Here is a 25,752-nt window from a genome sequence, read left to right on the forward strand (position 1 = left end):
CCTCCTTGGGTCCGCGGCGAAGGGCCGAGCCTTGGGTGCCCGAACCGGGCCGCTTGCGCGGCCGCGCGCGGCAGGGCTTCACCGCCCCGGCTTAGATTCCGCGAGGGCGGGAATCAATGCAGTCTTCAAGGCAAAGAAGCCGCGCAGGCCCGGCGGGAAAATGGCAGGCCAGCGAGATTTCACGAAAGGGAATGCAGCCAGCAGCCTGTCGCATCCCCGCATCTGTCACCTCGACCCATCGCAAGGATCGTTCGACGCCCACGCATCCAGCCCAAATCATTCAGGCAGCGGCACAAGGTGCCCGTCGCCCGTGTCCTGCCTGTTCGACGACCACCAGATCGTCCTGTCGAACGGGGCCGAGACCGAATCGCTGCACACCGGCGCGCAGGCGCTGGATTCGGTCGGGCCTGCGGCGCGAGAGGAGATCTTCGCGATCTTCCCCGCGCTGCGCGACGGCGCGGAACGGCCTGCCGCCCGCCCGATGACATCGGGACGGATGGGGCGCAAGCTGGCCATCCGGCACCACCAGAACCATAAGCCCCTGGTCGCATGAACCCGGGACGCCGCCCTTGGAAACGGGGCGGCGTCTTTCCGGCCCCTGGCGCCGGGAAAAATCTTCCTGTCCCCACCCGTCCGCCTGGCAACCAATCCTTCCCGGGATCGGTTTTGCGGTGGCCCTTTTCCACCAGGGCGCAAGGAAGGGCTTTTCATGACAACACAGCAGATGCTTGCCTTCGCCATCGTCGCGGTGATGATGGTTCTGTTCATCTGGGGCAGGCTTCGATACGACGTGGTGGCGATGCTGGCGCTGCTGGCATCCCTGCTGGCGGGCACGGTCGCGCCCGACGACGCCTTCACGGGATTTTCCGACGACATCGTCATCATCGTGGGCAGCGCCCTGGTGGTCAGCGCCGCCGTGTCGCGGTCGGGCATCATCGAGGCCGTGCTGCGCTGGCTGGTCCGCCGCCTGACCACCATGGGGGTGCAGCTTCTGGTGCTGGTGGGCACGGTCACGCTGCTGTCCTCGCTGGTGAAAAACATCGGCGCCCTGGCGATGATGATGCCCGCCGCGCTGAAGATGGCGCGCAAATCCGGCCAGTCGCCCTCGCAATATCTGATGCCCATGTCCTTCGGCTCGCTTCTGGGGGGGCTGATCACGCTGGTGGGCACCTCGCCCAACATCATCGTCTCGGGCGTGCGGCAGGAAATGACCGGCCAGCCCTTCCGCATGTTCGACTTCGCCCCCGTGGGCCTTGGCCTGTCGGCGGTGGGCGTGGCCTTCCTGATGTTCGCCTGGCGGCTGCTGCCCTCGGACCGCCGCGCCACCGCGTCCCTGGGCGAGGCGGTCAGGATCAGCGACTACAACACCGAGGCCGCCGTCCCCGAGGGATCGGCCACGGTGGGGGTGACGGTCGGCGCGCTGATCGGCATGGCCGATGCCGAGATCACCGTGACCGGCCTGATCCGGGGCGGAGAGCGGCGCAAGGTCGTGCTGTTCGACACCGTGATCGAGGCGGGCGACATCCTGCTGCTGCGCGGAGAGCCCGACGGGCTGGAACGCGCCGTCACCAAGGGCGGGCTGGACCTGACCGGGCACGACACGGCGTCCAGGCTGGAACTGCCCGCCAGCAAGATCGGCGTGATCGAGGCAGTGACCACCGTCCAATCCTCTCTGGTCGGCCAGAGCGTGGGCAGCATCCGGCTGTTCGACGAACAGGGCATCAGCCTTCTGGCGGTGTCGCGGTCGGGCCACCGCATGACCGAACGGTTGTCCAGGACGCGGCTGCAGGCGGGCGACGTGCTGCTGCTGCAAGGCCCGGTCGAACTGTTGCCAGACCGCATCCGCACGCTGGGCTTGCTGCCCCTGGCCGAACGCAGCCTGCAGATCGGCAGCGTGCGCAAGGAACTGCTGCCGATCCTGATCCTGGGGGCGGCCATGGGCCTGACCGCCGCCGGGATCCTGCCCGTGGCCATCGCCTTTTTCGGCGCGGCGGTGCTGATGATCGTGACCGGCGCGATCAGCCCCGAGCGCGCCTACGAGGCCGTGGAATGGCCGCTTCTGATCATGCTGGGCGCGCTGATCCCGGTCAGCGGGGCCTTGCAGACGACCGGCGGCACCGACCTGATCGGCGCCTGGCTGTCGGATGTGGCGACCGGGCTGCCGGTCTGGGGGGCGGTGGCGCTGATCATGGTGGCGGCCATGGCGGTGACGCCCTTCCTGAACAACGCGGCGACCGTGCTGGTCATGGCCCCCATCGCCGTGACCTTCGCGGGCACGCTGGGATACGCGCCCGAGGCCTTCCTGATGGCGGTGGCCGTGGGCGCGGGCTGCGATTTCCTGACGCCCATCGGGCACCAGTGCAACACGCTGGTGATGGGGCCGGGGGGATACCGCTTCAGCGACTATCCCCGGCTGGGCCTGCCCTTGTCGGTCCTGGTGGTGCTGACCGGGGTGCCGCTGATCCTGGCGGTCTGGCCGGTGTAAGGCAGATCGACATCCCTGTCGGCACCCGATCCCGATTGGCGAAGGCCATTGCCTTCGCCACCCCGCGACATCGCAACCTGAACCGCCGGGCCCCAAAGGCCCGGCCAGCGCCCGACCCGCCCCCAGGCGGGCGCTTCACGCCCCCCTCGGGTCGGGCGCTGGCCTGATGTGGTCTGTTTTTGAACCGTCTCTGGTGGCACCCTCGCGCAGCGGGCGGGGGAAACGCTGGTCGCGTTTCCTTGTCCCGCCCATGCCGATGATGTCCGCGTCCTGAGTGACCGCCCTTCCGGCCTAGCGCGCGGTCTGCATCCGGCGCGGCGCCTCGCGCCTGGCGAAGCGCAATACGGCATAGCCCGCAAGCCCCGAGATCAGCGATCCCAGCAGGATGCCGATCTTGGCCTCGTCCTGCAGCAGCGGGTCGGCAAAGGCCAGAAGCGAGATGAACAGGCTCATGGTGAAGCCGATCCCGCACAACAGCGCGGTCCCAAACATCTGCATCCAGCTTGCGCCTGCGGGCAGATCCGCCCAATCCAGCCGCACCAGGATCGCCACCGCGCCGAAGATGCCCACGACCTTGCCCAGGGCCAGGCCCGCGGCCACCCCCATCGTCACCGGGGCCAGCAGCGCGTCCGCCCCCACGCCCGCAAAGCTGACGCCCGCATTGGCAAAGCCGAAGACCGGGATGATGAAGAACGACACCGGCACCATCAGCGCATGTTCCAGCCGGTGCAGCGGGCTTTCGGACCCGCGCGCCTCGGGCGTGGCGGGGGTGCGCTTCAGGGGCACGGTCAGGGCCAGCAACACCCCCGCGATGGTGGCGTGGATGCCCGACCGCCAGACGAAGAACCACAGGACCGCGCCAAGGATCAGGTAAGGCCACAGGCGGCAGACGCCCGCGCGGTTCAGGATCACCAGAACCGCGAAGATCCCCCCCGCCACGGCCAGATCGACCGGCGACAGCCCCGTCGTGTAGAACAGCCCGATCACCACCACCGCGCCCAGGTCGTCGATGATCGCCAGCGCCGCCAAGAACACCTTGAGCGAGGTGGGCACCCGCGACCCCAGCAATGAGATCACGCCAAGCGCGAAGGCGATGTCGGTGGCCGACGGGATCGCCCAACCATGCGCGGCCCCCGTGCCCGCCGTGAAGAACAGATAAACCAGCGCCGGCACCGCCATGCCCGCCGCCGCTGCCACCCCCGGCAGGATGCGGCGCGGCCAGGACGACAGGTGGCCGTCCACCATCTCGCGCTTGATTTCCAGCCCCACCATCAGGAAGAACAGCGCCATCAGCGCGTCGTTGATCCAGTGGGCGACCGACAGCGGACCCAGATAGACGTGCAGCGCGTGGAAATAACCCCCGGCCAGCGGCGAATTGGCGACGATCAGCGCCAGAACGGCCGAGCCCATCAAAAGAAGGCCCCCTGCCGATTCGCTGTCAAGGAACTTGCGGATGGTGTTCTGGATTCGGCCTGCCATGAAAGCCCCCTTTGTTCAGAAACGGTTGCACCAGTCTCCGTAGTCAGGGGCATCCCTGGGCGCACGCAGCACACGCCATGCGCGGGATCATATTCAGCGGAACGCGGCGATCAAGGGTTTTGCGGATGGGTCCGTATCTCGCGCAGCCATTCGCGCCAGATGGCGACCAGCAGCGCCATCAGCACCGGCCCCACGAACAGGCCCACGATGCCCATGGTCTTGACGCCCCCCACCAGCCCGAAGAACGTGGGCAGGAAGGGCATCTTGACCGGCCCACCGACCAAGACGGGGCGGATGGTCTTGTCCACCACGAACAGCTCGACCGAGCCCCACAGGAACAGCAGCACCCCGGCCAGGGGCGATCCGCTGGCCGCCAGGTAGATCGACACCAGCGTAAAGCACAAGGGCGCGCCCCCCGGGATCAGCGCCATGATCCCGGTGATGACTCCCAGCGTTACCGGGGATGGCACCCCCGCGATCCAGTAGGCGATGCCCAGGATCACGCCTTCCCCCATGGCGATCAGGGCCATGCCGGTGACGGTGGCGCTGATCGTCAAGGGCACCACGCGCGACAGCCGTTCCCAGCGGCGCGGCAGGATCCGCGCGCCCACCACGTCGATCTGGCCCGCGATCTTGTGGCCGTCGCGATAGAACACGAACAGCGCGATCAGCATGAACAGCAGGTTCAGCGCCAGGTGGAAGGCCACGTTCCCCGCCGCCAGCACGCTGCGATAGATGGATGCGATGGTCCCGCCGCTGGTCAGCTGCACCAGTTCGGCGATGGCGCCGGGGCGGCCGATATGGCGGGCCCATTGCTCGTCGATCCAGTCGCCGATCTGCGGCAGGTCACGCATCCACAGGGGCGTGGGGGCGCCGTTGGCGTTCACCTCGAACACCCACCAGATCCATTGCTGCAACTCGCGGAAGGCATAAAGCAGCGCCATCGAGATCGGGACCAGCAGGAAGCACACGATCACCAGGATGAACAGGACGGCGGTGGTGGTGCGGTCGATCCCCAAGCCGCGCTGCACGCTGCGCGACAAGGGCCAGCTGGCGAAGGCGATGATCGTCGCCGCCAGCACCGGCACCAGGAAGCCGTGGAAGAAATAGGCCGCCGCCGCGATGATGAAGACCAGAAGCCAGCGCGCGGCGGAAATGTCGCTGATCAGCGGAAAGGGCGTGGCCGGGTCGTCCGGCTCGGGCGCGTCACGCCTTGGCGTTGCGTGATAGGGTTCGATCATGCCGGGGCGCCCGTGTCTGCGATTGCTGATGCTTCCCTGACTGTTGCATTGTTGATCGCCGCGTCAACCCATCATCGCGCCGCCGGGCCCTTGCGGGCGGCGGCCGGGCGGGCTAGCCCCCGGGGCTTTGACCGGGGGCCGCCGCATGTCCATCCTTGCCATCGATTTCGGAACCTCGAATTCGGCCGCCGCGATCCTGGAGGGCGGCAGGGTGCGGCGCCTGGCCGTCGAGGCGGGATCGGACACCCTGCCCACCGCCGTCTTCTTTCCCGCGCGCGGCGGAACGATGCGCATCGGCGAGGCCGCCGCTCAGGCGCTGACCGGAGCCGAGGAAGGCCGCTACATGCGCGCGCTGAAAAGCGTGCTGGGCACGCCCCTTCTGCACGAACCCCGCCTGATCGGCGGCAGGCGGCGCAGCCTGGCGCAGGTGATCGCGGCCTTCCTGGCCGAGCTGCGCCAGCGGGCCGAGGCCGCCACGGGTCGGACCTTCACCCGCGCCCTGTCCGGCAGGCCGGTCCATTTCCACCCCGACCCCGCCCGCGACGCCCAGGCCGAATCCGACCTGCGCGCCTGCTATCACGCGGCGGGCTTTGCCCAGGTCGCCTTCATGCCCGAACCCGAGGCCGCCGCGCTGGCCTGCCAGGACGGGAATGCCGCGGGCGAAACCGGGCTGATCGTGGACATCGGCGGCGGCACCTCGGACTTTTCGGTTTATCGCGCGGAAGGCGGGCGGATGCGCATCCTCGCCAGCCACGGCATCCGGCTGGGCGGCACCGATTTCGACGGGGCGGTGTCCCTGACCCATGCCATGCCGCTGCTGGGCCATGGCGGGCACCTGCGGCGCGAGATGGGGCCGGGCCTGCTGCCGGTCCCGAACGCCATCTATGCCGACCTGGCGTCCTGGGCGCATATCCCCTTTGCCTATACGCCGGAAAACCGCAGGCAGGCCCGGCAGATGGCGCGGCTGGCGGTGGATCCGGCGGCCCTGGACCGGCTGGTCACGGTCCTGACCGATGAACTGGGCCATGACCTGGCCTTTGCCGTGGAACGCGCCAAGATCGCGGCCAATGACGGCACCGGCACGCGGATTCCCATGGGCTTCATCGAGCCCGGCCTGGCCGCGCCGATCAGCGGCGCCTCGCTGCAGGACGCCTTGCAGGACCACGGCCGCGCCCTGGACCGGGCCCTGGCCGAAACGCTGGCCCGCGCGGGCCTGTCGGCGGGCGACATCGGCAGCGTGGTGCTGGTCGGGGGGTCCAGCCTGATGGCTCTGGTCTCCGATCTGGCCGCGCGGCACCTGCCCGCCGCCCGGATCCGCCGGTCCGAGGCCTTCACCGCCGTGGTCGATGGTCTGGCATTGGCCACAAGGACGGAACAGTGTTCCTGAGGATGCGCTATATCCAGGAAATGCTGGTTTGCAATACACTCTAAACTTGCATCTGCGGCGGGGCTGGCCGATAGCGTGGCCCCACCTGACTCGGGCAGCACGTGCCACCATGCAAAGAGAGTTGATGCCATGAACAGCCATTCCAGCACCGGCCTTGCCCCGGCCACCCTGACGCATTTGCAGCGTCTGGAAGCCGAAAGCATCCACATCATGCGCGAGGTGGTGGCGAATGCCGAAAATCCGGTGATGCTGTATTCCGTGGGCAAGGATTCGGCCTGCATGCTGCACCTGGCGCGCAAGGCCTTCTACCCCGCGCCGCCGCCCTTTCCGCTGCTGCATGTGGACACGACCTGGAAGTTCCGGGCGATGTACGAGTTGCGCGACCGCGCGGCAAAGGCGGCCGGCATGGACCTGATCGTCCACCACAACCCAGAGGCGATGGAACAGGGCATCAACCCCTTCGACCACGGCCCCCTGCACACCGACATGTGGAAGACCGAGGGGCTGAAGCAGGCGCTGACCAAATACAGTTTCGACGTGGCCTTCGGCGGCGCGCGCCGCGACGAGGAGAAATCCCGCGCCAAGGAACGGATCTTTTCCTTCCGGTCCGCGAACCACCGCTGGGATCCCAAGAACCAGCGGCCCGAGTTGTGGAAGCTTTACAACACCCGCAAGGCCAAGGACGAATCGATCCGGGTCTTCCCGCTGTCGAACTGGACCGAACTCGACATCTGGCAATACATCCACCTGGAGGGCATCGAGATCGTGCCGCTCTATTTCAGCGAACCCCGCCCAGTGGTGGAACGCGACGGGCTTCTGATCATGGTCGATGACGACCGCTTCCCGTTGCAGGACGGCGAAACCCCGCAGATGCGGTCGGTCCGGTTCCGCACGCTGGGCTGCTATCCCCTGACGGGCGCCGTGGAATCGGATGCGAAGACCCTGCCCGAGGTGATCCAGGAAATGCTGCTGACCACCACGTCCGAACGCCAGGGCCGCGCCATCGACAAGGACCAGGCCGCGTCCATGGAGAAGAAGAAGCAAGAGGGGTATTTCTGATGACCGCCCAGGATCCCGTTTACGTCGCAGACAGCCTGATCGCCCAGGACATCGACGCCTATCTGCTGAAGCACCAGCACAAGACGATGCTGCGCTTCATCACCTGCGGGTCGGTCGATGACGGCAAGTCAACGCTGATCGGCCGCCTGCTGTACGACAGCAAGATGATCTTCGAGGACCAGCTGGCCTCGCTGGAAGCCGACAGCAAGGTATCGGGCACGCAAGGCGGGGACATCGACTTCGCCCTGCTGGTCGATGGCCTGGCCGCGGAACGCGAACAGGGCATCACCATCGACGTGGCCTATCGCTTTTTCGCCACCGACAAGCGCAAGTTCATCGTGGCCGACACGCCGGGGCATGAACAATACACCCGCAACATGGTCACCGGCGCCTCCACCGCCGACCTGGCGGTGATCCTGATCGACGCGCGCCAGGGCGTGCTGACGCAGACGCGGCGGCACAGCTATCTGGTGAACCTGCTGGGCATCAAGAACATCGTGCTGGCGGTCAACAAGATGGACCTGGTCGATTACTCGGCCGAGCGGTTCTATGAAATCGTCGCCGATTATTCGCATTTCGCCAGGCAGATCGGCATGGACAGCTTCCTGCCGATCCCGATTTCCGGGCTGAAGGGCGACAACATCGTCACCAAAAGCCCCCATATGCACTGGTATCAGGGCCCGACCCTGCTGGGCCATCTGGAAGACGCGCCGGTCAACGACACGCGGATGCAGGACCGCCCCTTCCGCATGGCGGTGCAATGGGTGAACCGCCCGCATCTGGATTTCCGGGGCTTCGCGGGCCAGGTCAGCGCCGGGACCGTCCGGCCGGGCGATCCCATCCGCGTCCTGCCCTCGGGCAAGGTCACGACCGTCAAGTCCATCGCGACCTTCGACGGCGACTTGGCCCAGGCCGTCGCGGGCCAGTCCGTGACCCTGACCTTTGCCGACGAGATCGACTGTTCGCGCGGCGACGTGATCGTGCAGGCCGATGCCCCGTGCGAGACAGCCGACCAGTTCGAGGCGACGCTGGTCTGGATGTCGGACGCGGAAATGCTGCCGGGCCGTCCCTATCTGCTGAAGATCGGCACCCAGACCGTCAGCGCCACCATCACCGAGCCGAAATACGAGGTGAACGTCAACACGATGGAGCATCTGGCCAGCAAGACGCTGGGCCTCAATGCCATCGGCGTGGTCAACATCTCGACCGACCGGCCCGTCCCGTTCGAGGCCTACGCGGACAACCCGGATCTGGGCGGCTTCATCCTGATCGACCGGATGACCAACGCCACCATCGCCGCCGGGATGCTGCATTTCGCGCTGCGCCGGTCGCAGAACATCCACTGGCAATCGACCGACATCAACCGCGATGCCCATGCCGCGCAAAAGAACCAGCGGGCCAAGGTCGTCTGGTTCACCGGCCTGTCGGGATCGGGCAAATCGACCATCGCCAATATCGTCGAACGCAAGCTGCACGCGATGGGCAAGCACACCTTCCTGCTGGACGGCGACAACGTGCGCCACGGGCTGAACCGCGACCTGGGCTTCACCGATGCCGACCGCGTGGAAAACGTCCGCCGCGTGGGCGAGGTCGCCCGGCTGATGTCTGATGCGGGCCTGATCGTGCTGACGGCCTTCATCTCTCCCTTCCGGTCGGAACGGCGCATGGTTCGCGACATGATGGCCCCGGGCGAGTTCCTGGAGGTTTATGTCGATACGCCGCTGGAGGTGGCCGAGGCGCGCGACGTGAAGGGCCTTTATAAAAAGGCGCGGTCGGGCCAGTTGAAGAACTTCACCGGCATCGACAGCCCCTATGAGGCGCCCGAGCAGGCCGAACTGGTGGTCAATACCGTGGCCCTGTCGGCCGAGGACGCCGCCGACCGCGTGGTGGCGGCGATCCTGTCCCAGGGCTGAGGCGCGGCTTTCGCGGACACAAGGGGCATCCGGCAGAACCCGCCGGGTGCCCCTTTGCTTTTCGTGGCGGGTCAGGCGGCGGGCTGCCAGTCCATCCGGGAAAACGCCTCGCGGAAGGCGAAGCGGGCCAGGTGGCTGTCGATGATGCCCTGCAGGCGTTCCACGGCCGCCGCATCCGCGCCCGCGACGGTGCATTGCAGATCCCCGTCCCGGGCCGTCAGCCGGGCCTGGCCGATCTCGAAGGTGATGACGCCCTCGTCCCCCTCGACCGTGGCGGGGATCTTGTGGCCGAAATGCTTGCACAGCTGCTTCATGTAGCCATGGGCGTTGCCGGTCGCGAAATGGCCGGTGCTGCTGAGGTCGGTGCTCATCCTGTGTCCTGATCCCGGGTGGCTTCCGGCCGCAAGAGGCGCCCTTGCGCCGTCCTTGTCAAATCACGGAACGATCATCGCCCAGAACATTGACGTTTTCGTCAACTGGCGGGATCCGCAGGGAACCCGCCCAAGCATCATACGTTAATCGGCGTAGTAAAATTGCGTCTGCGCAACGGTTTAGCGAGTGAGCCCGCCAAGTCTTTTGGCGGGCGTTTCGCATATTTACCCCCTGTCAGAACCCGAAGATGTCGTCGGCCACCCCCTCGATCGTCAGCCTCTCGCCTGCCACAAGGATCCGGTCGCCGCCGCCCAGGTCGATCATCACGCCTGCGGCCACCTTGGTCATGTGGTCGCGCATGAAGGCCGCCGGGCTGGCGTCCAGCCGGTCGGCGTCGATGACCAGCCGGTCGATGCCATGCTGATAGCCCTGGACCGTGTCGGCCCCGCCGCCGGTCTGGAAGACAAAGCTGTCCGCCCCTGCCCCGCCGTTCAGCAGGTCGCGGCCCGCGCCGCCGTTCAGAATGTCGCGGCCCTCGCCGCCCACCAGCGTGTCGTTGCCGCTGTCGCCCACAAGCCAGTCGTTGCCCGCGCCGCCGTTCATCGCGTCATGGCCCGTGCCTCCGAACAGGCGGTCATTGCCGGCGCCGCCCCAGATCCTGTCGTTGCCGATCTCCCCCAGCAGCATGTCGTTGCCGTTCTCGCCGGTCAGGGAATCGTAACCGACGCCCCCCTGCAGCGTATCATGTCCGTCGCCGCCGACCAGCCGGTCGTCGCCCGTTGCGCCCAGCAGACGGTCGCTTCCCGCAGCGCCATCGAGGCTGTCGTTGCCCCCTCCTCCCGCGACCCAGTCGTTGCCGCCCAAGGCAAGGACCTTGTCGTCCTGCGCGCCCAGCCGATAGTCGTCGCCGCGCGCGGTGCCCGCCGCGTCCGTGGTGAAGACCCGGCCGTCGAAGTCCTGTTCCCAGGCGGCGCGCGTCTGCATCGCCGTGTTCGGCTGCGGTTCCGCCACGCGCAGGAAGCCGCCCTTGTCCACCCGCACCTGCCCGTCGGTATCGGCAAAGTTCTGGACCGCCATCAGCACCTTGTAGTCGCGGCCCTCGACGGTCATGAACCCGACCTCCAGCCCGATGCCGATAAAGGCCGCATCGCCCATGATGTTGGCGCGATGGCCGGGGCTGTTCATCAGGTTCTGGTGCAGCTGGCGGATTTCGTCGCGCAGGTCGCCCTCGCCCTGGATGCTGACATAGGCAAGGTTTTCCGCCGTCATCCACGACCCGGCCAGATCGAAGCCCGCCGCCTCGATCCTGTCGCGGGCCGAGGATCCGCCCCGGCCCGTGTGGGAAAAGACATCGGCGTTCAGCATCCAGCGGCCATGCGCCTCGGCCGAATCGTTCAGGCGCTTTTCCAAAGCCAGGGGCGCCAGCCCCTCGGCCCGGCGGGCCTGGTTGACCAGGGTTGCGAAGTAACGCTCATCAGTGCTGGCATAGGACATGGCGGCCTCCACGGAAGGAGAGAAAGGGGCGATCACACAACCTTACCGCGAAAGAGATGAAAAGTTCCTTTCCCGATGGCGTGACCGCGCCTTTTCGCCGACCCCTTCAGTAATCCCGCTCGAAATAGATGCCCAGGGTGCTGTCCCCTTCCGTGCCGACCGATCCGCGCGCCGTCAGTGAATTCGTCACGTCCAGATTCAGGTTCAGCGAGCTTTTGCCGTCCGCCCCGACCTGGACATCGGTGTAAAGGTTTTCGGACAGGTACTTGCCCGCGCGGACCTGCACGTTGCCTTGGTCGTCGGTCGCCAGATCCAGGTCGTCAAGGCCCACCTGGTTGCGCAGGTTGCCGATGATCCCCTCGCCCCCGCGCCCGGCCAGGACGGCAAGGGCATTGGCAAGCTGCGCGGCCTGGAGCGGGCTGATATTGGCAAGGCCCTGGCCGAACAGCAGCTGGGACAGAACCTCCTCCTCGGGCAGTTCGGGGGAGGATTCAAAGGTGATGTCAGGGTCGCGCACCTCTCCGTCGATGATGATGCGGGTGGTGATGCCGCCCTGTTCGGTTTCGGCCACAAGGCGGATCACCGGGATCAGGCTGCCCTGCAGTTCCACCAGGCCTTCCGTCAGGTCGAACCGCTTGCCCAGCAGGTCCACGCGGCCCCGGATCAGCTCCAGGTGGCCGATGGGGATGGCGTTGCGCGTGGTGCCCTGGACCTGCAGGGATCCGCCCAGTTCCGCATCCACCCCGCGCCCGCGCACGAAGACCTGGCGCGGCGCGTTGATCACCAGATCCAGGCGCGGCGGCGCGGCGGGCGGGGTCGAGGGGGGCCCGGCCAGACCCGCCTCGCGCGAGGCCTGGCTGGGATAGGGTTCCAGCCCCGCCTTGGCGCGGGTGGACCGCACGGGGCGCGTATCGCCCACATGGTTGATGTCGGGGATGGCCTTCGCGCCGCCAAGCCCGGTCGAGGGGATGCGGATTTCCGTCTCGCCCAGATCGATGGTGCCGGAAATCAGCGGGCCCGCGGCATTGCGGCCCGACATGCGCAACCGGCCGTTGATCTCGGTCTGATACAGGTTCGGGTCGCGGGCGATCACCCGGTCCAGCACAATTGCCAGATCCAGCGTGCTGCCCGTCAGATCCACCGGCCCGCTGACCTGCACGCGTCCGCCATTCGCCACATTGGCCCCGGCATCCAGCGTGATCCGCCCGCCCGCCAGATCGGCTGTGGCGGTCACGTCTTCCAGCCGGATCCCCACCCCGGGATCCGAGATCCGCCCGTCCGTCAGCCGGACCCGTCCGCTGACCGCCTGCAGGGACGGCGCGCCGTTGATGGCGAGGTCAAAGGCCAGCGGGCCCTCGATGCTGCGGGTGCGGATGAAGGTGTTGGCGATGGATGCGTCGCTGCTGCCGTTCACCCGCAGATCCAGGGTCTGAAAATTGCGCGCGGCCCGGCCTGACACCTGCAATTGCGTGCTGCCCGGCGCGGTGGCGTTCAGGTCCACGGCGAAGTTCGCGCCTTCCTCGCGGATGGTGCCGCGGGCCTCGACGGGGCCGGGGAATTCGGGTTGCAGCAGGCCCAGGTCGGCCAGGCGCGCGGTGACGGTCATGCCGCTGGCGGTGTCGCCCTCGGCCTGGACGGACAGTTGCGGGTTCTGGACGTTCAGCCGCTGGAACGAGATACCCACTGGCGCCTGCGTGGCCGCGACATCGAAGCGGGTCTCGCCCCGCAGCAGCGGATCGACGCGGGGCTGGCCCAGGGACAGCCCGCTGGCCGTGCCCGTCGCGGTGATGCGCCGGGTGCCCCCTTGCTGGACCAGCCGGGCATCGGCGTTCAGCGCCCCGCTGATCCCGTTGCCCAGGAAACGCAGATCCTGCGCGTTCACCTGCGCGGTCACATCGGTCCGGTCGCCGCCCACCGTGCCCGTCGCCGTGGCGTTCAGGCGGGGGTTGTCGATGCGGGCCGCTTCGATGGAAAAGACGCCGCCCCTTTCGGTGCCCGTCACCGCCAGCCGGGTTTCCCCCGCCAGCGCGCCATCGACCTGCGCCTGGCCGAAGGACAGGTCGCGCCCGGTGCCCGCGACCTCCAGCCGGCGGATGCCGTCGCCCGCCTCGCGGAAACTGCCGGTCAGGTTCAGCGAGCCGCGCCAGCCGGGGCCGAAGGGCGCCAGCGAGGCCACGCGGACATCGCCCGAGACATCCGTGACGCCGGGGCCGTAAACCCCCCGCGCGGTGGCGTTCATCTGGTCGTTGACCAGTTCCACGTCGCGCAGGGTGACGGTGCCGTCCTTTTCCTCGGCCTGGACGCGCAGCCGGGTGGTGCCGGTCAGCGCGGCATCCGCGTTCTGGACGCCCAGGGACAGGTTCTGCCCCGATCCGGTCAGGTCGATGAAGCGGGTGCCGTCCTGTTCGGTCAGCCGCGCCATGGCGTCGAACCCGCCGGTCCAGCCCTGCCGAATCGCCGACAGGTCCGGCACCGCCAGATCGACCGATGCATCCAGCGCCCCCGTCGCGAAGCTGCCCCGGCCTTCGGCGCGGACTTGCGGGTTGGCGATGCGGAACACCTCGACCTCGAACCCCTCGGGCTTTTCGGCCGCCAGCACGGCCAGCGTGGTCTGGCCTTCCAGCGCGTTGTCCAGCGCCTCGATGCCAAGGCGCAGGTCTTCGGCCTCGCCGCTGACGGTCAACTGGCGCGACCCGGACGGCCCCGACAGCTTCGCATCCGCCTGCAGCGCGCCCGAGAAGTTCGGGTCGGCGTCCTGCAGCGAGGGCATCGAAATCGTGGCCGTGATGTCGCTGGACAGGCTGTTGAGATAGCCCTGCGCCCGGGCGGTCAGACGCTGCGCGTTCACGGAAAGCTCGGTCAGCTTGATCCCGGTCCGGTCGCGCCGCGCCCGCAGGTCGATGGTGGATCGGCCCCCCAGAAGACGGTCAAGCTGGGGTTGATCCACCGTGATGTCGGTCCCCGCAATGGTCGAGGTGATGGCGAAGTTGCGCCCCAGAAAGTTGAAATAGCCCGTGACATCGGCATCGGCCCGCCCGGACAGGTCGCGGCCCGCAAGGGTCGATATCCGCTTCAGATCGTCATAGCGCGCGCCCATGTCGCCGGACAGCACGAAGCCGGTTTTCAGGCCCGACAGTTGCAACATGCCCTGCAACCCGTAATCGGGGCCGCTGACCGTCAGGTCGGAAAATTTCACCGCGTTGCCGGGGGTGAAGTCGAAACGGGTGCTGCCGGTGATGTCCGGACCGATGGCTTGGGCCAGCCCCGCATCGGTGAAGACCATCTGCCGCGATCCGAAGCGGATGCCGCCGTTCACGGATTGCAGGCTGCCGCCGTCCAGCACCACCGCGCCCGAGCCGTCCAGCTGCAGCGCGCCCAAGCCGACCTCGCCCAGATCCAGCGCGCCCACGCGGCCGCTCAGCGTCCAGCCCTGGCCTTGGGCGGCGTCGTATCGCAGTTCCAGCCGGCCAGACTCGACGGTCGCATCCTCGCCCGCGAAGGGCAGGGGAACCGGCACCTGGGCCGCGCCCGCGTCCGATCCCAGGGTGATCAGCAGGTTCGCGTTCTGCGGCGCGCCCAGGGCATTGATGGCCGCGCTGCCGTCCAGGGTCAGCGCCTCGGTCGCCAGGTTCAGGGTGGGGATCGCCAGGCGGCCATCCTCGCCGCGCCAGCCTTCGGCCAGCAGCTGCACGTCAGGGCCGAAGAAGGTGCGGTTTTCCGGGGCCAGAAGCGAGGCCACGTCGCCGCCCAGTTGCAGGCGGAAGTTGGTGCCGGGATTGCCCTGGGGATCGGGACCGCCCGATGCGGAAACCCGGCCCGTGACGCGGGGCAACCCGTCGGTCGCCAGCTTGATGTCGACGCCGAAATCCCTGATCTGGCCTTCGCCGCTGATTTCCGCCACGACCGACGGCTTGTCGTAAAGGTCGATCAGGTTGACCAGCAGCCCGTCGGCGGCCTCGTCCAGGGTCAGGTTCACGCGCAGGATCTGCGAGGCGTTGGAAAAGCCCGTGTCCAGGTTGAAGCTGCCGCGCGGGCCGTCCAGCCGCTGGATCGCCAGCTTGGCCTGCCCCTCGCCGCCCGCAAGGCTCATGCCGCCCTGCATCGAGATGGCGGCGGCAAGGCCGATCACGGGTTCGCCCAGTTCCACCCGGTCGGCGCGGATCTGGGCGATGTTGATGCCCACGGGCAGTTCGGGCAGCGAAAAGCCGGTGAATTCCCGCGCCTCGGGCGAGGGGGCCTTGGCCTCGCTGGCGGGCAGGCGGGGCAGCAGGATCTCGCGCGCGGACATTTCCGCGATCTCGATCCGGCCGCGCAGCAGGGCGGATCGGTTCCACTGGATCGCCCCGTCGTTCAGCGTCAGCCAGGTGCCGTCCCCGTCCGCGATGGTGATCCGGCGGAAGGTCGCGCGGGACGACAGCGCGCCCTGGAACCCGTCGATCACCACCGCGCGGCCCGCGCCCGACAGGTTGCGTTCCAGAAGCCGGGTCAGAAAGCCCCGGTCGTCGCTTTCCTGCTGCGAGATCTCGGCCGCAGACTGCGCCATCACCGACAGCGGGAACAGGATCGCGAAGACGATCAGCCACAGTTTGCGCATCAAAAAGCCTGCCCCAGTCCAAGATAAAGCTGCACGCCCTCGCCGGTGTCCCCCCCGGTGGGTCCGGCCACGTCGAAGCGCAGCGGCCCGATGGGCGTGTCATAGCGGACGCCGATCCCCGCGCCCGAATGTCCGTCGCTGCCGCCGTTCCAGCCGTCTTCCGCCCAGACCTCGCCGTAATCGGCGAAGGCCACCAGGCCGATCTTGTCACGGACCTGGAAGCGGACCTCGGCCGACAGCGTCGCCACGCTCATCCCGCCGGTCTTGATGGGGCCTTCGGGGCCGGTGATCTCCTCGACCCCCAGCGACTGATAGGGCTGGCCGCGCACCGTCCCGCCCCCGCCCGAGAAGAACAGATAGTTGCGCGGGGTGTTTTCGATCTCGCTGCCCAGGACGCTGCCGATGCGGGCGCGGCCCGCCAGGGTGAAGCGGTCCTCGGGGCCAAGGGAATGGAAGGCGCGCCCCTCGCCCAGGACGCGGACGCCGGAATCGGTGCCGTCGAAGCCCTTGAAGGGCGTGGCGTCGCCCTGCAGGTAATAGCCGCGCCGGGCGTTGTTTTCGTTGTCGCGGGCGTCCCACATCACGCTGGTCGGAAAGGCCAGCACCTTGAAGTCGGTTTCCTCGCCCCCCGCGTCATAGACGCGCGAAAACTGATATTGCACCGCCGTGTCGAAGGTGAAGCGGTCGCTGAAGATGTGGTTGAAGCCCAGGCCGATGGCGCCGGTATCCTCGTCGTAGTCCTCCTCGCGCATCCGGGCGAGGCTGGTCAGGACATAGGCCGTGGTGTCGGGCGTGACGGTGGCGGGGCGGTCGATGCGCACCGTCACCTCCTCGTCCCGGCCGCTGGTGTCCGAGCCCATGTCCTTGACCCGCGCATCCACGCGCAGCCGTTCGCCCCCGCCCAGAAGGTTGCGGTGCATCCAGTAGGCCGACAACAGCGCCCCGTCCGTGGTCGAGATCTCGAACCCCGCGCCGATGCGGCGGGGCTTTTGTTCCACCACGGTCAGGTTGATGTCCATGCTGCCGTCGGGGTTCAGCGTTTCCGCCTCTTCCAGGGTGATGGCGGAAAAGACGCCCGACCGGCGCAGGCGTTTTCTCACGTCCTCGACCTTGTCGGGGTCGAAGCGTTCGCCCTCGGGCAGGCCCGCGATCTTGTGCAACCGGCGCGGGTTCATGCGGTCGTATCCGCGCATGTTCAGCCGGCCAAAGGTGACGGCGGGGCCGGGGGCCAGGCCGATCTGGCTGTCCACCACGTTGTTGATGTGGTCGGCGGTGATTTCCTGCCCCGAAACCTCGGCCTTGGCATGGCCCACCTCGCGCCAGCCCCGGACCCCCGCCGTGGCGGCGCCGCGGATCGCGCCGGTACCTGCAAGGCCCCCCTGGCGGTATTCGTCGGGCAGCTCGGTTCGCGGCGCAAGCGGCGCGATGGCCGCGCGCGAAAAGCGGAACTGCGGGCCGGTCTGGACGGCGACCACGACTTGGCCGATCTGGGCGGGGGCGTCCAGGGGGGCGATTTCTGCCGCCTCGACCCCGTCCAGCGTGATGTTGATGATGGCGGAATAATAGCCCTGGTCATAAAGGTTGCCCAGGATCCGCGCGTAATCGGCGCGCGCGGCGGCCAGCACGTCCTGGCCGGTGGTGCGGCCTTCGGACAGCGCCCCCGAGATCAGCGAGGCATTGCGCAGCGTCCGGTCAAGCCCCTCGCCCCCCTGGACCTGGAAGCGCAGCGAGACGGGGCCATCGGCCTCGCTTTGGCCGCCGAACAGCCCCGAGAAGGGGTTCGAGGACTGCGCCCAGACCGCGCCCCCGAAGCCCGCGACCGCCGATGCCATCAGCGCCGCCCGCAGATATGCCCGCATCGTTCCTGCCCTTCGCGTGTTCTTGCTTTGGGGGCATTTGAACAGGATCGCCGGGCCAAATCCAGCGATTCATGGGAAAGAAAACGGCAGCGGATCAGCTTTCCGTGATCTGTTGCCGTCAGGACAGCGCGGCCAGGCAGCCTTGCAACGCCGCCATGTCGTCGCGGATCATGAAGACCGGCGTGTTTTCAGGGATGTGGCGCATGAAGGGCTCGGCCAGGAAGCCCGCCTCGAAGCGGGTCATGCGGTCGGCGATGCTGCGGGCCACGCTGCCCGCCAGGAACAGCCCTTCCAGCGGCATGAAGCGCAGCGCCAGTTCGCGGCAGAGAAGCCCCACCAGTTCGGTGAACAGGTCATAGGTGGCGTTCGCGTCCCGGTCGCCCGCGTCCGCCGCGCGGTCGATCTCTTCGCCGGGCACGGGGACCGTGCCGGTCAGCGCGGCGTGCAGGCGCGACAGCCCGCGTCCCGCAAAGGCCTCCTCGGTCGAGGTGAAGCCCCGGGCGGCGTCCGCGCCCACCGCGTCCAGCAGGCGCAGGTAGATGTTGGCGGGCAGGTGGGTATGGCCTTCCTCGGCCTCCATCGCCGTGATGGCCCCGCCGGGCAGGCGGCGCACGGCGCAGACGTTGAAGCCGGTGCCCAGGTTCACCACCAGCCCCTGCCCGTTGCGCGCCCGGTCCGCAGGCGCCGGGCGCAGGACCGCCAGCCCGTCGCCGCCCAGGGCGGGGGTGGCATAGCCAAGCGCGGTCAGGTCGTTGATCAGCCGGACATGGTCGGCATCCGTCAGGCGGGCCAGGCGATCCACGTCGAAATCCCAGTCCCGGTTGGTCAGCCGCGCCCGTCCGCCGCTGACCGGGCCCGCCACCGCGACGCAGACCGCATGGATGCGCGGCTGGTCCTGTTCCTGCAGGAACTGGCGGACCACGTCGTCGAAGCTGGCGTGATCGTCGCCCCGGAACCGCGTCACCGTCTGCGGGTCGATGTGGCCGTCCCGCGCAATGGCCAGGCGGGCATTCGTGCCCCCCACGTCGCCCAGAAGTATCGCCATTTTCGATCCGTCCTTGCTGTCGCCTTAGTCCTTCATCTCGCGACAGAATTGCCCGGTTTCGGGGGGCGGTGCAACGCCACGTCGCGCCAAGGGGGGGAACCCCGGGCGCGGATCCCGTGTTTTCCCCCAGCAAACACTGGATGAAAGGCCATGACCATGACCCGCATCGCCAACCGCATCGCCTGCCTGTGCATGGCCGGCAGCGTCATGGCCGCGATGGCCATGCCCGCCGCGTCAGCCACCCGCCCCGACCAGCCCGTGCAGGCCTGGCCCGCCATGGCCGGTGTCGAGACCGCCACGCTGCTGGAACAGGCCCAGAACCTGCCCACATCCGACATGGCGGTGGGCGACCAGCCCTATTGCGCCAAGGATGCCGAGATCCACCAGACCCTGCAACAGGATTTCAACGAGGCCCCGGTTCCCGGCGACGGCCATGCCGCGACGGAACTGTGGGCGTCCCAGCAGATGGGCACCTGGACGCTGGTCGCCCCGCGCCGGGACGACACCAGCTGCATCATCGCCTCGGGCATCGGCTATGACACCGCGCGCGACGTGGATGTGTATTACCGGACGGCGGGGTTGCGCTAGGCCACGCGGCGCAGGAACGCCCGCGTCCGTTCATCCTGCGGATCGCCGAAGATCTGCGCGGGCGGGCCCTGTTCCACGATCCGCCCGCCTTCCATGAAGACGATGCGGTCGGCGATCTCGCGCGCGAACTGCATCTCGTGGGTGACGATCAGCATGGTCTGGCGGCCGTCGGCGATGGCGCGGATCAGATCCAGAACCTCGCCCACCCATTCGGGATCCAGCGCGCTTGTCGGTTCGTCGAACAGCAGCAGGTCCGCGTCCAGCGCCATGGCCCGGCCGATGCCCACGCGCTGCTGCTGGCCGCCCGACAGGGCCGCCGGATAGCTGTCGCCCCGGTCCGCCAGCCCGATCTGGGCCAGGATCTCGTCGGCGCGCGCATGGGCCCTGGCCCTGGGCCAGCCGCGCACGGTGGTCAGCCCTTCGGTGATGTTCTGCCGCGCGGTCTTGTTGGCGAACAGCGCATAGTTCTGGAACACGAACCCCGTCCGCCGCCGCAGCGCCAGGATCTGCGCCCGCGTGGCATGGGCGGCATCCACCGACAGGTCGCCCACCGTGATCCGCCCCGCGTCGGGCCGGTCCAGCCAGTTGAGGCAGCGCAGCAGCGTCGACTTGCCCGTCCCCGAGGGGCCGATGATCGCCACCCGTTCGCCAGGGCGCAGGCACAGGTCGATGCCGTCCAGGACGGTGTTCGCGCCGAAGCGCTTGACCAGGCCCTTGATGTCGATCTCGCATTTCATCGCGCCACCGCCCGTCCCAGATGGCGTTCCATCCAGCGTTGGCCGACGGACAGGATCTCGACCAGGATCCAGTAGATCACGGCGACGACCAGGAAGGCTTCCAGATACAGGAAACTGCCTGCGGCTTCCTTCTGCGCGGCGCCCATCATCTCGGTCACGCCCAGGGTAAAGGCCAGCGAGGTGCTTTTGATCAGGTCGATGAAATAGTTCATCAAGGTGGGCGCCGCCACGCGGGACGCCTGCGGCAGCACGATCCGGCGCAGAAGCTGGCCCTGGGTCATGCCGATGCTTTGCGCGGCCTCCCACTGGCTGCGGTCAACGCCAAGGATCGCGCCCCGGATGCTTTCGGCCATGTAGGCGGAAAAGTGCAGCGTCAGGCCGATCACCGCCGCCGTGATCCCGTCGATGCTGGTCAGCGCCGGGAACAGCTGCGGCAGCCCGTAATAGAACAGGAACAGCTGCACCAGCAGCGGCGTGCCGCGAAAGAAGCTGATGAACACCGCCACCCCCTGGTCCAGCCCCGGCACGCGCAGCACGCGCACGATGGCAAGCACCGCCGCCAGCACCAGCGCCGCCGCCATCGCGACCAGCGCCATGCCCAGCGTCAGGGGAACATAGCCCAGGATGACCGGGACCAGATCCCCCATATAGGCGGTGTCGAGCCCCCTCATTCAGCGGCGGCCAGGGGCTTTGTCACGTCCGCATCCAGCCATTTCTTCGAGATTTCGGAAAGCGTGCCGTTGTCCTTCAACTGCGTGATCGCGGCATCGACCCTGTCGCGCATGGCCTGCCCGGCCTCGTCCTTGCGGAAGGGCAGGGCGTTCCGGATCTCGCTGAAGGGCTGGCCCGCCAGCGCCAGGGGCAGGGGGCTTTCCTTGATCACCTGGGCCGAGGACACGCGGTCCATCACGAAGGCATCGACCCGGCCCAGGGCGGTGTCCTGCTCGATGTTGGATTCATAGGTGCGGATGTCGATGTCGGACGCATTGGGCAGGGCGCGCAGCAGTTCCTCGAAGTTGGACCCCAGGTTCACGGCGACCGACTTGCCCGACAGGCTTTCGGGGCCGGTGATCGTGCCCTCGTTGCCCTTCTTCACCACCACCTGCGCGCCGTCATAGACATAGGGCTGCGTGAAGGCGAACTTGGCCTCGCGCTCGGGCGTGATGGTGATCTGGTTGGCGACCGTGTCGATGCGGCCCGATTCCAGCGCGCCGATCAGCCCGGAAAAGGACATGGTGACGAACTCGATGTCATCCCCGGTGATTTCGCCCACGGCGTTCATCAGGTCCACCTCGAAGCCCTGCAATTCGTCGGCGCGGGTGAAGGTGAAGGGAAAATATCCGCCCGACATGCCCACGCGGATGGTGTCGGCCATGGCGGGCAGGGCGGTCGTCAGGACCAGGATGGCGGACAGGATGGAACTGCGCATGACGAAAAACTCCTTCATCTTCATGGCCTTCAGATGCGCCGGGCTTGCGGGATGCGCAAGCGCCCGCTGGTGAAAAAGGACGCGCTTGCGGCCAATCTTCCCGATCCGGGATGGCAGGTGCGGGAAAACGGCCAGGGCGGAATAATGTTCCGCGCGCGGACAGGGCCGATCACGCGATTGCTGCCTTGGCCTTCGCGGGCCGCTGTGCCACAAATCCCGCAAGCAACGGTGTTTTCCGAAAGGTCTCTGGCATGTTCCGCTTCGCTGCAACCTCGGTCCTGGCGCTTGGCATCGCCGCGCCGGCCTTGGCCGATGTCACCCCCGCCCAGGTTTGGGAAAACCTGCAGGACAACTATGCCGGCTATGGCTACCAGGTGACCGGCCAGGTCGAGGATGCGGGCGGCACGTTGAGCGTGCGCGACGCGGTCTTCTCGATGAAGAACGAAGGGGGCGCCACCACCTTCACCATTCCGCAGCTGACCTTCCGCGAAACCGGCGACGCCCGCGTCCGCATGGTGATCGAGGGGGACATGGCGCTGGACAGCACCGTCGCCGTGCCCGTGCCCCGGGACGATGCCGCCGCCGACGGAACCGAGACGCCCCCCACCGAGCCCGAGACGGTCGAGATGACCACCACCGGCACCATCAAGGTTCCCGGGAACGAGACGGTCGTATCCGGCACGCCCGAGGACATGCTGTATGAATTCAGCTATCCCTCGGTGGCCTTCGACATGACGGTGCCCGCCGACCTGGAAACCGGCGCGACGGTGCCCGTGACCGGCACGCTGGCCGATGTCACCGGCACGCAGCGCCATGCCGGGGCCAACGGGGCCGAGACCAGCTTCGACATCAAGGCATCCGAGGCGACCATGCGGATCGCCGCCGACGCCCCGGCGGATGCGGATGGCACGGGCGGCAAGGTCAATGTGCAGGCCAGGCTGACGGGCCTGTCCAGCACCGGCACGGCCAGGACGCCTGCGGAACGCTTTGACCTGGGCACGCAGATGGCCGCGGCCCTGGCGGCGGGGCTGGATTTCCAGGGCGATTTCGCCTTCGAGACGCTCGATGCCGATTTCGACTTCGCGGGCAAGGATGAGGAAGGCCAGGACCAGACCGGCCAGGGCAAGGCCAGCCTGGGGGCAGGCAATGCCGCGCTGCGGATGTCGGGGCAGGGCCTTGGCTACAAGGGCGAGGTCGCCGATACCCGGGTCGAGATGACGGTCAGCAGCCTGCCCTTCCCCCTCAGCTATGCGACCGAGCGCACCAGCTTCGACCTGCTGGTCCCGGTCAGCAAGGCGGAGGCGGCGCAGCCCTTCAAGTTCGCCTATGCGCTGGAAGGGCTGACCTTCGCCGACGGCATCTGGAACCTGTTCGACCCCGAAAAGCAGTTGCCGCGCGACCCGGCCAGCCTGACCGTGGATCTGTCGGGCGACGCGGTGGTGGCGCAGGATCTGTTCGACCCAGGCTTGGCGCAGCCCGATGGCCCGACCGCGCCTGACGCGCCCTTCACCCCCCGCACGCTGACCGTCAACAAGGTCGCGCTGGACGCGGTGGGCGCCAAGGCCGACATCACCGGCGCGCTGGACTTCGGCGACACCCCGAACGAACCCGTGGGCAAGCTGAACGGCACCTTCCAGGGCGTGAACGGGCTGATGGACAAGCTGGTCGCCATGGGCCTGGTCCCCGAGGATCAGATGATGGGGATGCGCATGATGCTGGCGATGTTCGCCAAGCCGGATGAAGCCAATCCCGACCGGCTGACCTCGGAGATCGAGTTCCGCGAGGGCGGACAGGTCTTCGCCAACGGCCAGCAGGTCAAGTAACGGCCCGGGTCGCGGGCTTGGGCCGGGGCGCATGTCCCGGCCTTTTTCGTTTGCGGCCCGCCGTGATGCGCCGCACAACAGACGGACGAGTTGAAGGAGACGCGATGGCACCCGTGGATTTGCAACCATTGGCCGAATCGCTGGTCGACGCGGCGCGGCGCGCAGGGGCCGACCAGGCCGACGCCCTGGCGATGAGCGGCCAGTCCACCAGCATCGACATGCGCGGCGGCGTCCTGGAACATGCCGACCGTGCCGAAGGGGTCGAGATCGGGCTGCGCGTGCTGATCGGCGGGCGGCAGGCCAGCGTCTCGGCCTCCGACCACAGCCCCGCCACGATCATCGAGATGGCCGAACGCGCCGTGGCCATGGCGCGCGAGGCGCCGGTGGACGACATGCTGGGCCTGGCCGATCCCGGCCAGCTGGCCCGCCAGCGCGACGGGGACGGCTTGCAGATCGCGGATGACCGCCCCGACCCCTCGCCCGATCACCTGCAGGATCTGGCGCTGCGGGCCGAGGCTGCGGCGCGCGACGTGCCGGGCATTTCGCAGGTGGAATCGGCGAACGCCGCCTTCAGCCGCCGGTATCTTTGGCTGGCGGCCTCGAACGGGTTTTCGGGGGGCTATGGGCGCACGACGCATGCGATATCCACTGTCGCCATCACGGGCGAAGGCCTGGGGATGGAACGCGACTATGCCGGGGAATCGCGGGTCTGGTCCGAGGATCTGCCCGCGCCCGAGGAGATCGGCCGGCTTGCCGCCGAACGCACCCTGGCGCGCGCCGGATCGCGCAAGCCGCCGACCGGGGCCTTTCCGATCCTGTATGACCGGCGCGTCGCATCCTCGCTGATCGGGCACCTGCTGTCGGCGGTGAACGGTGCGGCGGTGGCGCGCGGCGCAAGCTGGCTGCGCAAGGATCTGGGCCAGCCGGTGCTGCCCGAAGGCTTCGACCTGATCGAGGATCCGCTACGCCCGCGCTATCCTTCAAGCCGTCCCTTCGATGCCGAGGGGCTGCCCACGCGGTCCCGCAAGATCGTCGAAAACGGCGTCTTGCAGGGATGGACGCTGGATCTGGCGACCGCGCGCAAGCTGGGGATGGACAGCACCGCATCCGCCGCGCGGGGCATGTCGTCCGCGCCCTCGCCCACGAACAGCAACGTGATGCTGACGCCGGGGTCCGCCAGCCCCGACGATCTGATCGCGCGGATGGGAACGGGGCTGGTGGTCACGTCCATGCTGGGGGCCTCGATCAACGGGACGACGGGGGATTATTCGCGCGGCGCGGCGGGGTTCTGGGTAGAGGGCGGCAAGATCGCCTATCCGGTCAACGAATGCACCATCGCGGGCAACCTGCGCGACATGCTGATGACGCTGGTGGCCGCGAACGACGCCCTGCCCTGGCGCAGCCTTGAAGTGCCCAGCCTTCTGGTCGGGGGGATGACCGTTGCCGGGGCCTGACGAGGATCTGGCGCTGCTGGTCCGCGCGGCGCAGACCGCCGGACCCATCGCGCTGTCCTTCTGGCGCGCGCAGCCCAAGGCCTGGGACAAGCCCGGCGACGCGGGCCCCGTGACCGAGGCGGACCTGGCCGTCAACGACGCGCTGCAGGACATGCTGCGGGGCGCGCGCCCCGAATACGGCTGGCTGTCCGAGGAAAGCGAGGCCGACGCATCCCGCCTGGACGCCCAGCGGTGCTTCATCATCGACCCCATCGACGGCACCCGCGCCTTTATCGCGGGCCAGCAGGGCTTTGCCCATTCCCTGGCGATTGCCGAAGGGGACCGGATCATCGCCGCCGTTGTGCATCTGCCCGCGATGGACCTGACCTTCACCGCCCATGCGGACGGCCCGGCGTGGCTCAACGGCCAGCCCATCCGCCCCAGCGACGCGGGTATCCAGGGCGCGCGCGTGCTGACCTACAAGTCCGCGACCGAGCCCGAGCATTGGAAGAACGGCCGGACGCCCCCCTTCCGGCGCGAATTCCGCCCTTCGCTGGCCTGGCGGCTGTGCCTGGTGGCCGAGGGGCGGTTCGACGCCACGCTGTCGGTGCGCAGCGTGTGGGAATGGGACATCGCCGCGGGCAGCCTGATCGCGGAACGGGCGGGCGCGCGGGCCACCACCCGGCGCGGCCAGCCCATGCGCTTCAACAGCCCGCGCGCGATGGTGGACGGGATGATCGTCGCCGGGCCAAGGCTGCATGGGGAAATGCTGGCCGGGATGGTGTGACGCGTCACGGTGCGTGCAAGCACGCAC

19 protein-coding genes are annotated in these 25,752 nt (G+C 68.2%); 9 read left to right on the forward strand and 10 right to left on the reverse strand.

Translation table 11 applies throughout. From position 1 onward, the window contains the following. Positions 1 to 310 precede the first annotated feature (310 nt). Both JX613_RS07185 and JX613_RS07190 read left to right on the forward strand, forming a co-directional pair. Positions 311 to 553 (forward strand): hypothetical protein, encoded by a 243-nt coding sequence (locus JX613_RS07185; protein ID WP_207100777.1) that lies wholly within the window; start codon positions 311 to 313, stop codon positions 551 to 553. Positions 554 to 709: 156 nt separating this feature from the next. Beyond that, positions 710 to 2,485 (forward strand): SLC13 family permease, encoded by a 1,776-nt coding sequence (locus JX613_RS07190; RefSeq protein ID WP_207100778.1) that lies wholly within the window; start codon positions 710 to 712, stop codon positions 2,483 to 2,485. 291 nt (positions 2,486 to 2,776) lie between these two features. Here the strand turns inward: JX613_RS07190 and nhaA are convergent, their stop codons facing one another. Both nhaA and JX613_RS07200 read right to left on the reverse strand, forming a co-directional pair. Further along, complete coding sequence (gene nhaA / locus JX613_RS07195; protein ID WP_207100779.1) at positions 2,777 to 3,964, reverse strand: Na+/H+ antiporter NhaA; 1,188 nt, start codon at positions 3,962 to 3,964, stop codon at positions 2,777 to 2,779. A gap of 110 nt (positions 3,965 to 4,074) precedes the next feature. Further along, on the reverse strand, positions 4,075 to 5,205 hold the full coding sequence (locus JX613_RS07200; protein WP_207100780.1) for an AI-2E family transporter: 1,131 nt from the start codon (positions 5,203 to 5,205) through the stop codon (positions 4,075 to 4,077). Positions 5,206 to 5,350: 145 nt separating this feature from the next. Between JX613_RS07200 and JX613_RS07205 the strand changes: the two genes are divergently transcribed. From JX613_RS07205 to cysN, 3 genes are all read left to right on the forward strand, one after another. Continuing rightward, a complete protein-coding gene (locus JX613_RS07205) occupies positions 5,351 to 6,592 on the forward strand; it encodes an Hsp70 family protein (RefSeq protein WP_207100781.1) in 1,242 nt (413 codons plus the stop codon). Positions 6,593 to 6,721: 129 nt separating this feature from the next. After that, the gene (gene cysD, locus JX613_RS07210) at positions 6,722 to 7,651 is read left to right on the forward strand and encodes a sulfate adenylyltransferase subunit CysD (protein ID WP_207100782.1); all 930 of its coding nucleotides are present in this window, start codon (positions 6,722 to 6,724) and stop codon (positions 7,649 to 7,651) included. Further along, positions 7,651 to 9,564, forward strand: coding sequence for a sulfate adenylyltransferase subunit CysN (gene cysN / locus JX613_RS07215; protein WP_207100783.1), 1,914 nt, complete (start codon positions 7,651 to 7,653; stop codon positions 9,562 to 9,564). The genes cysD and cysN overlap by 1 nt, the downstream gene beginning before the upstream one ends. Before the next feature lie 71 nt (positions 9,565 to 9,635). On the opposite strand, the gene JX613_RS07220 is transcribed toward cysN, so the two are convergent. The 5 genes from JX613_RS07220 to JX613_RS07240 form a co-directional block, all read right to left on the reverse strand. Continuing rightward, positions 9,636 to 9,935: a DUF2218 domain-containing protein gene (locus JX613_RS07220; protein ID WP_207100784.1), complete on the reverse strand. Its 300-nt coding sequence runs from the start codon at positions 9,933 to 9,935 to the stop codon at positions 9,636 to 9,638. Positions 9,936 to 10,170: 235 nt separating this feature from the next. After that, positions 10,171 to 11,430, reverse strand: coding sequence for a CAP domain-containing protein (locus JX613_RS07225; protein ID WP_207100785.1), 1,260 nt, complete (start codon positions 11,428 to 11,430; stop codon positions 10,171 to 10,173). A gap of 106 nt (positions 11,431 to 11,536) precedes the next feature. Next, positions 11,537 to 16,024: a translocation/assembly module TamB domain-containing protein gene (locus JX613_RS07230; RefSeq protein WP_207100786.1), complete on the reverse strand. Its 4,488-nt coding sequence runs from the start codon at positions 16,022 to 16,024 to the stop codon at positions 11,537 to 11,539. Continuing rightward, positions 16,024 to 17,883, reverse strand: a complete 1,860-nt coding sequence (locus tag JX613_RS07235; protein ID WP_207100787.1) for an autotransporter assembly complex protein TamA — start codon at positions 17,881 to 17,883, stop codon at positions 16,024 to 16,026. Before JX613_RS07235 ends, JX613_RS07230 begins: the two co-directional genes overlap by 1 nt. A gap of 118 nt (positions 17,884 to 18,001) precedes the next feature. After that, positions 18,002 to 18,928: a glucokinase gene (locus tag JX613_RS07240; protein WP_207100788.1), complete on the reverse strand. Its 927-nt coding sequence runs from the start codon at positions 18,926 to 18,928 to the stop codon at positions 18,002 to 18,004. Positions 18,929 to 19,084: 156 nt separating this feature from the next. Between JX613_RS07240 and JX613_RS07245 the strand changes: the two genes are divergently transcribed. Then, positions 19,085 to 19,516, forward strand: coding sequence for a hypothetical protein (locus tag JX613_RS07245; RefSeq protein ID WP_207100789.1), 432 nt, complete (start codon positions 19,085 to 19,087; stop codon positions 19,514 to 19,516). Here the strand turns inward: JX613_RS07245 and JX613_RS07250 are convergent. Genes JX613_RS07250 through JX613_RS07260 form a run of 3 tightly spaced genes read right to left on the reverse strand, consistent with a single transcriptional unit; the run spans position 19,513 to position 21,682 of the window. Further along, the gene (locus tag JX613_RS07250) at positions 19,513 to 20,253 is read right to left on the reverse strand and encodes an amino acid ABC transporter ATP-binding protein (protein WP_207100790.1); all 741 of its coding nucleotides are present in this window, start codon (positions 20,251 to 20,253) and stop codon (positions 19,513 to 19,515) included. The two genes, JX613_RS07245 and JX613_RS07250, sit on opposite strands and share 4 nt — an antisense overlap. After that, entirely contained in the window at positions 20,250 to 20,924 is a 675-nt protein-coding gene (locus JX613_RS07255; RefSeq protein WP_207100791.1) for an amino acid ABC transporter permease, read from the reverse strand. Before JX613_RS07255 ends, JX613_RS07250 begins: the two co-directional genes overlap by 4 nt. Next, entirely contained in the window at positions 20,921 to 21,682 is a 762-nt protein-coding gene (locus JX613_RS07260) for an amino acid ABC transporter substrate-binding protein (RefSeq protein ID WP_207100842.1), read from the reverse strand. The genes JX613_RS07255 and JX613_RS07260 overlap by 4 nt, the downstream gene beginning before the upstream one ends. A gap of 251 nt (positions 21,683 to 21,933) precedes the next feature. On the opposite strand from JX613_RS07260, the gene JX613_RS07265 reads away from it, so the two are divergent. The 3 genes from JX613_RS07265 to JX613_RS07275 all read left to right on the forward strand — a co-directional run bounded on the left by JX613_RS07265 (position 21,934) and on the right by JX613_RS07275 (position 25,725). Beyond that, complete coding sequence (locus tag JX613_RS07265) at positions 21,934 to 23,505, forward strand: DUF2125 domain-containing protein (RefSeq protein ID WP_207100792.1); 1,572 nt, start codon at positions 21,934 to 21,936, stop codon at positions 23,503 to 23,505. A 104-nt stretch (positions 23,506 to 23,609) separates the two neighbouring features. Continuing rightward, positions 23,610 to 24,959, forward strand: coding sequence for a TldD/PmbA family protein (locus tag JX613_RS07270; protein ID WP_207100793.1), 1,350 nt, complete (start codon positions 23,610 to 23,612; stop codon positions 24,957 to 24,959). Further along, positions 24,946 to 25,725, forward strand: a complete 780-nt coding sequence (locus tag JX613_RS07275) for an inositol monophosphatase family protein (protein ID WP_207100794.1) — start codon at positions 24,946 to 24,948, stop codon at positions 25,723 to 25,725. The genes JX613_RS07270 and JX613_RS07275 overlap by 14 nt, the downstream gene beginning before the upstream one ends. The last annotated feature ends 27 nt before the right edge of the window (positions 25,726 to 25,752 follow it).

This window comes from Paracoccus shandongensis, from assembly GCF_017315735.1.
Classification (GTDB): Bacteria; Pseudomonadota; Alphaproteobacteria; order Rhodobacterales; family Rhodobacteraceae; genus Paracoccus; species Paracoccus shandongensis.

Bases quoted from the DNA above. Each gene is read 5' to 3' on its own strand.
- JX613_RS07190 (WP_207100778.1), top strand. From the start codon at position 710: ATGACAACACAGCAGATGCTTGCCTTCGCCATCGTCGCGGTGATGATG.
- nhaA (WP_207100779.1), bottom strand. From the start codon at position 3,964: ATGGCAGGCCGAATCCAGAACACCATCCGCAAGTTCCTTGACAGCGAA.
- JX613_RS07200 (WP_207100780.1), bottom strand. From the start codon at position 5,205: ATGATCGAACCCTATCACGCAACGCCAAGGCGTGACGCGCCCGAGCCG.
- JX613_RS07205 (WP_207100781.1), top strand. From the start codon at position 5,351: ATGTCCATCCTTGCCATCGATTTCGGAACCTCGAATTCGGCCGCCGCG.
- cysD (WP_207100782.1), top strand. From the start codon at position 6,722: ATGAACAGCCATTCCAGCACCGGCCTTGCCCCGGCCACCCTGACGCAT.
- cysN (WP_207100783.1), top strand. From the start codon at position 7,651: ATGACCGCCCAGGATCCCGTTTACGTCGCAGACAGCCTGATCGCCCAG.
- JX613_RS07220 (WP_207100784.1), bottom strand. From the start codon at position 9,935: ATGAGCACCGACCTCAGCAGCACCGGCCATTTCGCGACCGGCAACGCC.
- JX613_RS07225 (WP_207100785.1), bottom strand. From the start codon at position 11,430: ATGTCCTATGCCAGCACTGATGAGCGTTACTTCGCAACCCTGGTCAAC.
- JX613_RS07230 (WP_207100786.1), bottom strand. From the start codon at position 16,024: ATGCGCAAACTGTGGCTGATCGTCTTCGCGATCCTGTTCCCGCTGTCG.
- JX613_RS07235 (WP_207100787.1), bottom strand. From the start codon at position 17,883: ATGCGGGCATATCTGCGGGCGGCGCTGATGGCATCGGCGGTCGCGGGC.
- JX613_RS07240 (WP_207100788.1), bottom strand. From the start codon at position 18,928: ATGGCGATACTTCTGGGCGACGTGGGGGGCACGAATGCCCGCCTGGCC.
- JX613_RS07245 (WP_207100789.1), top strand. From the start codon at position 19,085: ATGACCCGCATCGCCAACCGCATCGCCTGCCTGTGCATGGCCGGCAGC.
- JX613_RS07250 (WP_207100790.1), bottom strand. From the start codon at position 20,253: ATGAAATGCGAGATCGACATCAAGGGCCTGGTCAAGCGCTTCGGCGCG.
- JX613_RS07255 (WP_207100791.1), bottom strand. From the start codon at position 20,924: ATGAGGGGGCTCGACACCGCCTATATGGGGGATCTGGTCCCGGTCATC.
- JX613_RS07260 (WP_207100842.1), bottom strand. From the start codon at position 21,682: ATGCGCAGTTCCATCCTGTCCGCCATCCTGGTCCTGACGACCGCCCTG.
- JX613_RS07265 (WP_207100792.1), top strand. From the start codon at position 21,934: ATGTTCCGCTTCGCTGCAACCTCGGTCCTGGCGCTTGGCATCGCCGCG.
- JX613_RS07270 (WP_207100793.1), top strand. From the start codon at position 23,610: ATGGCACCCGTGGATTTGCAACCATTGGCCGAATCGCTGGTCGACGCG.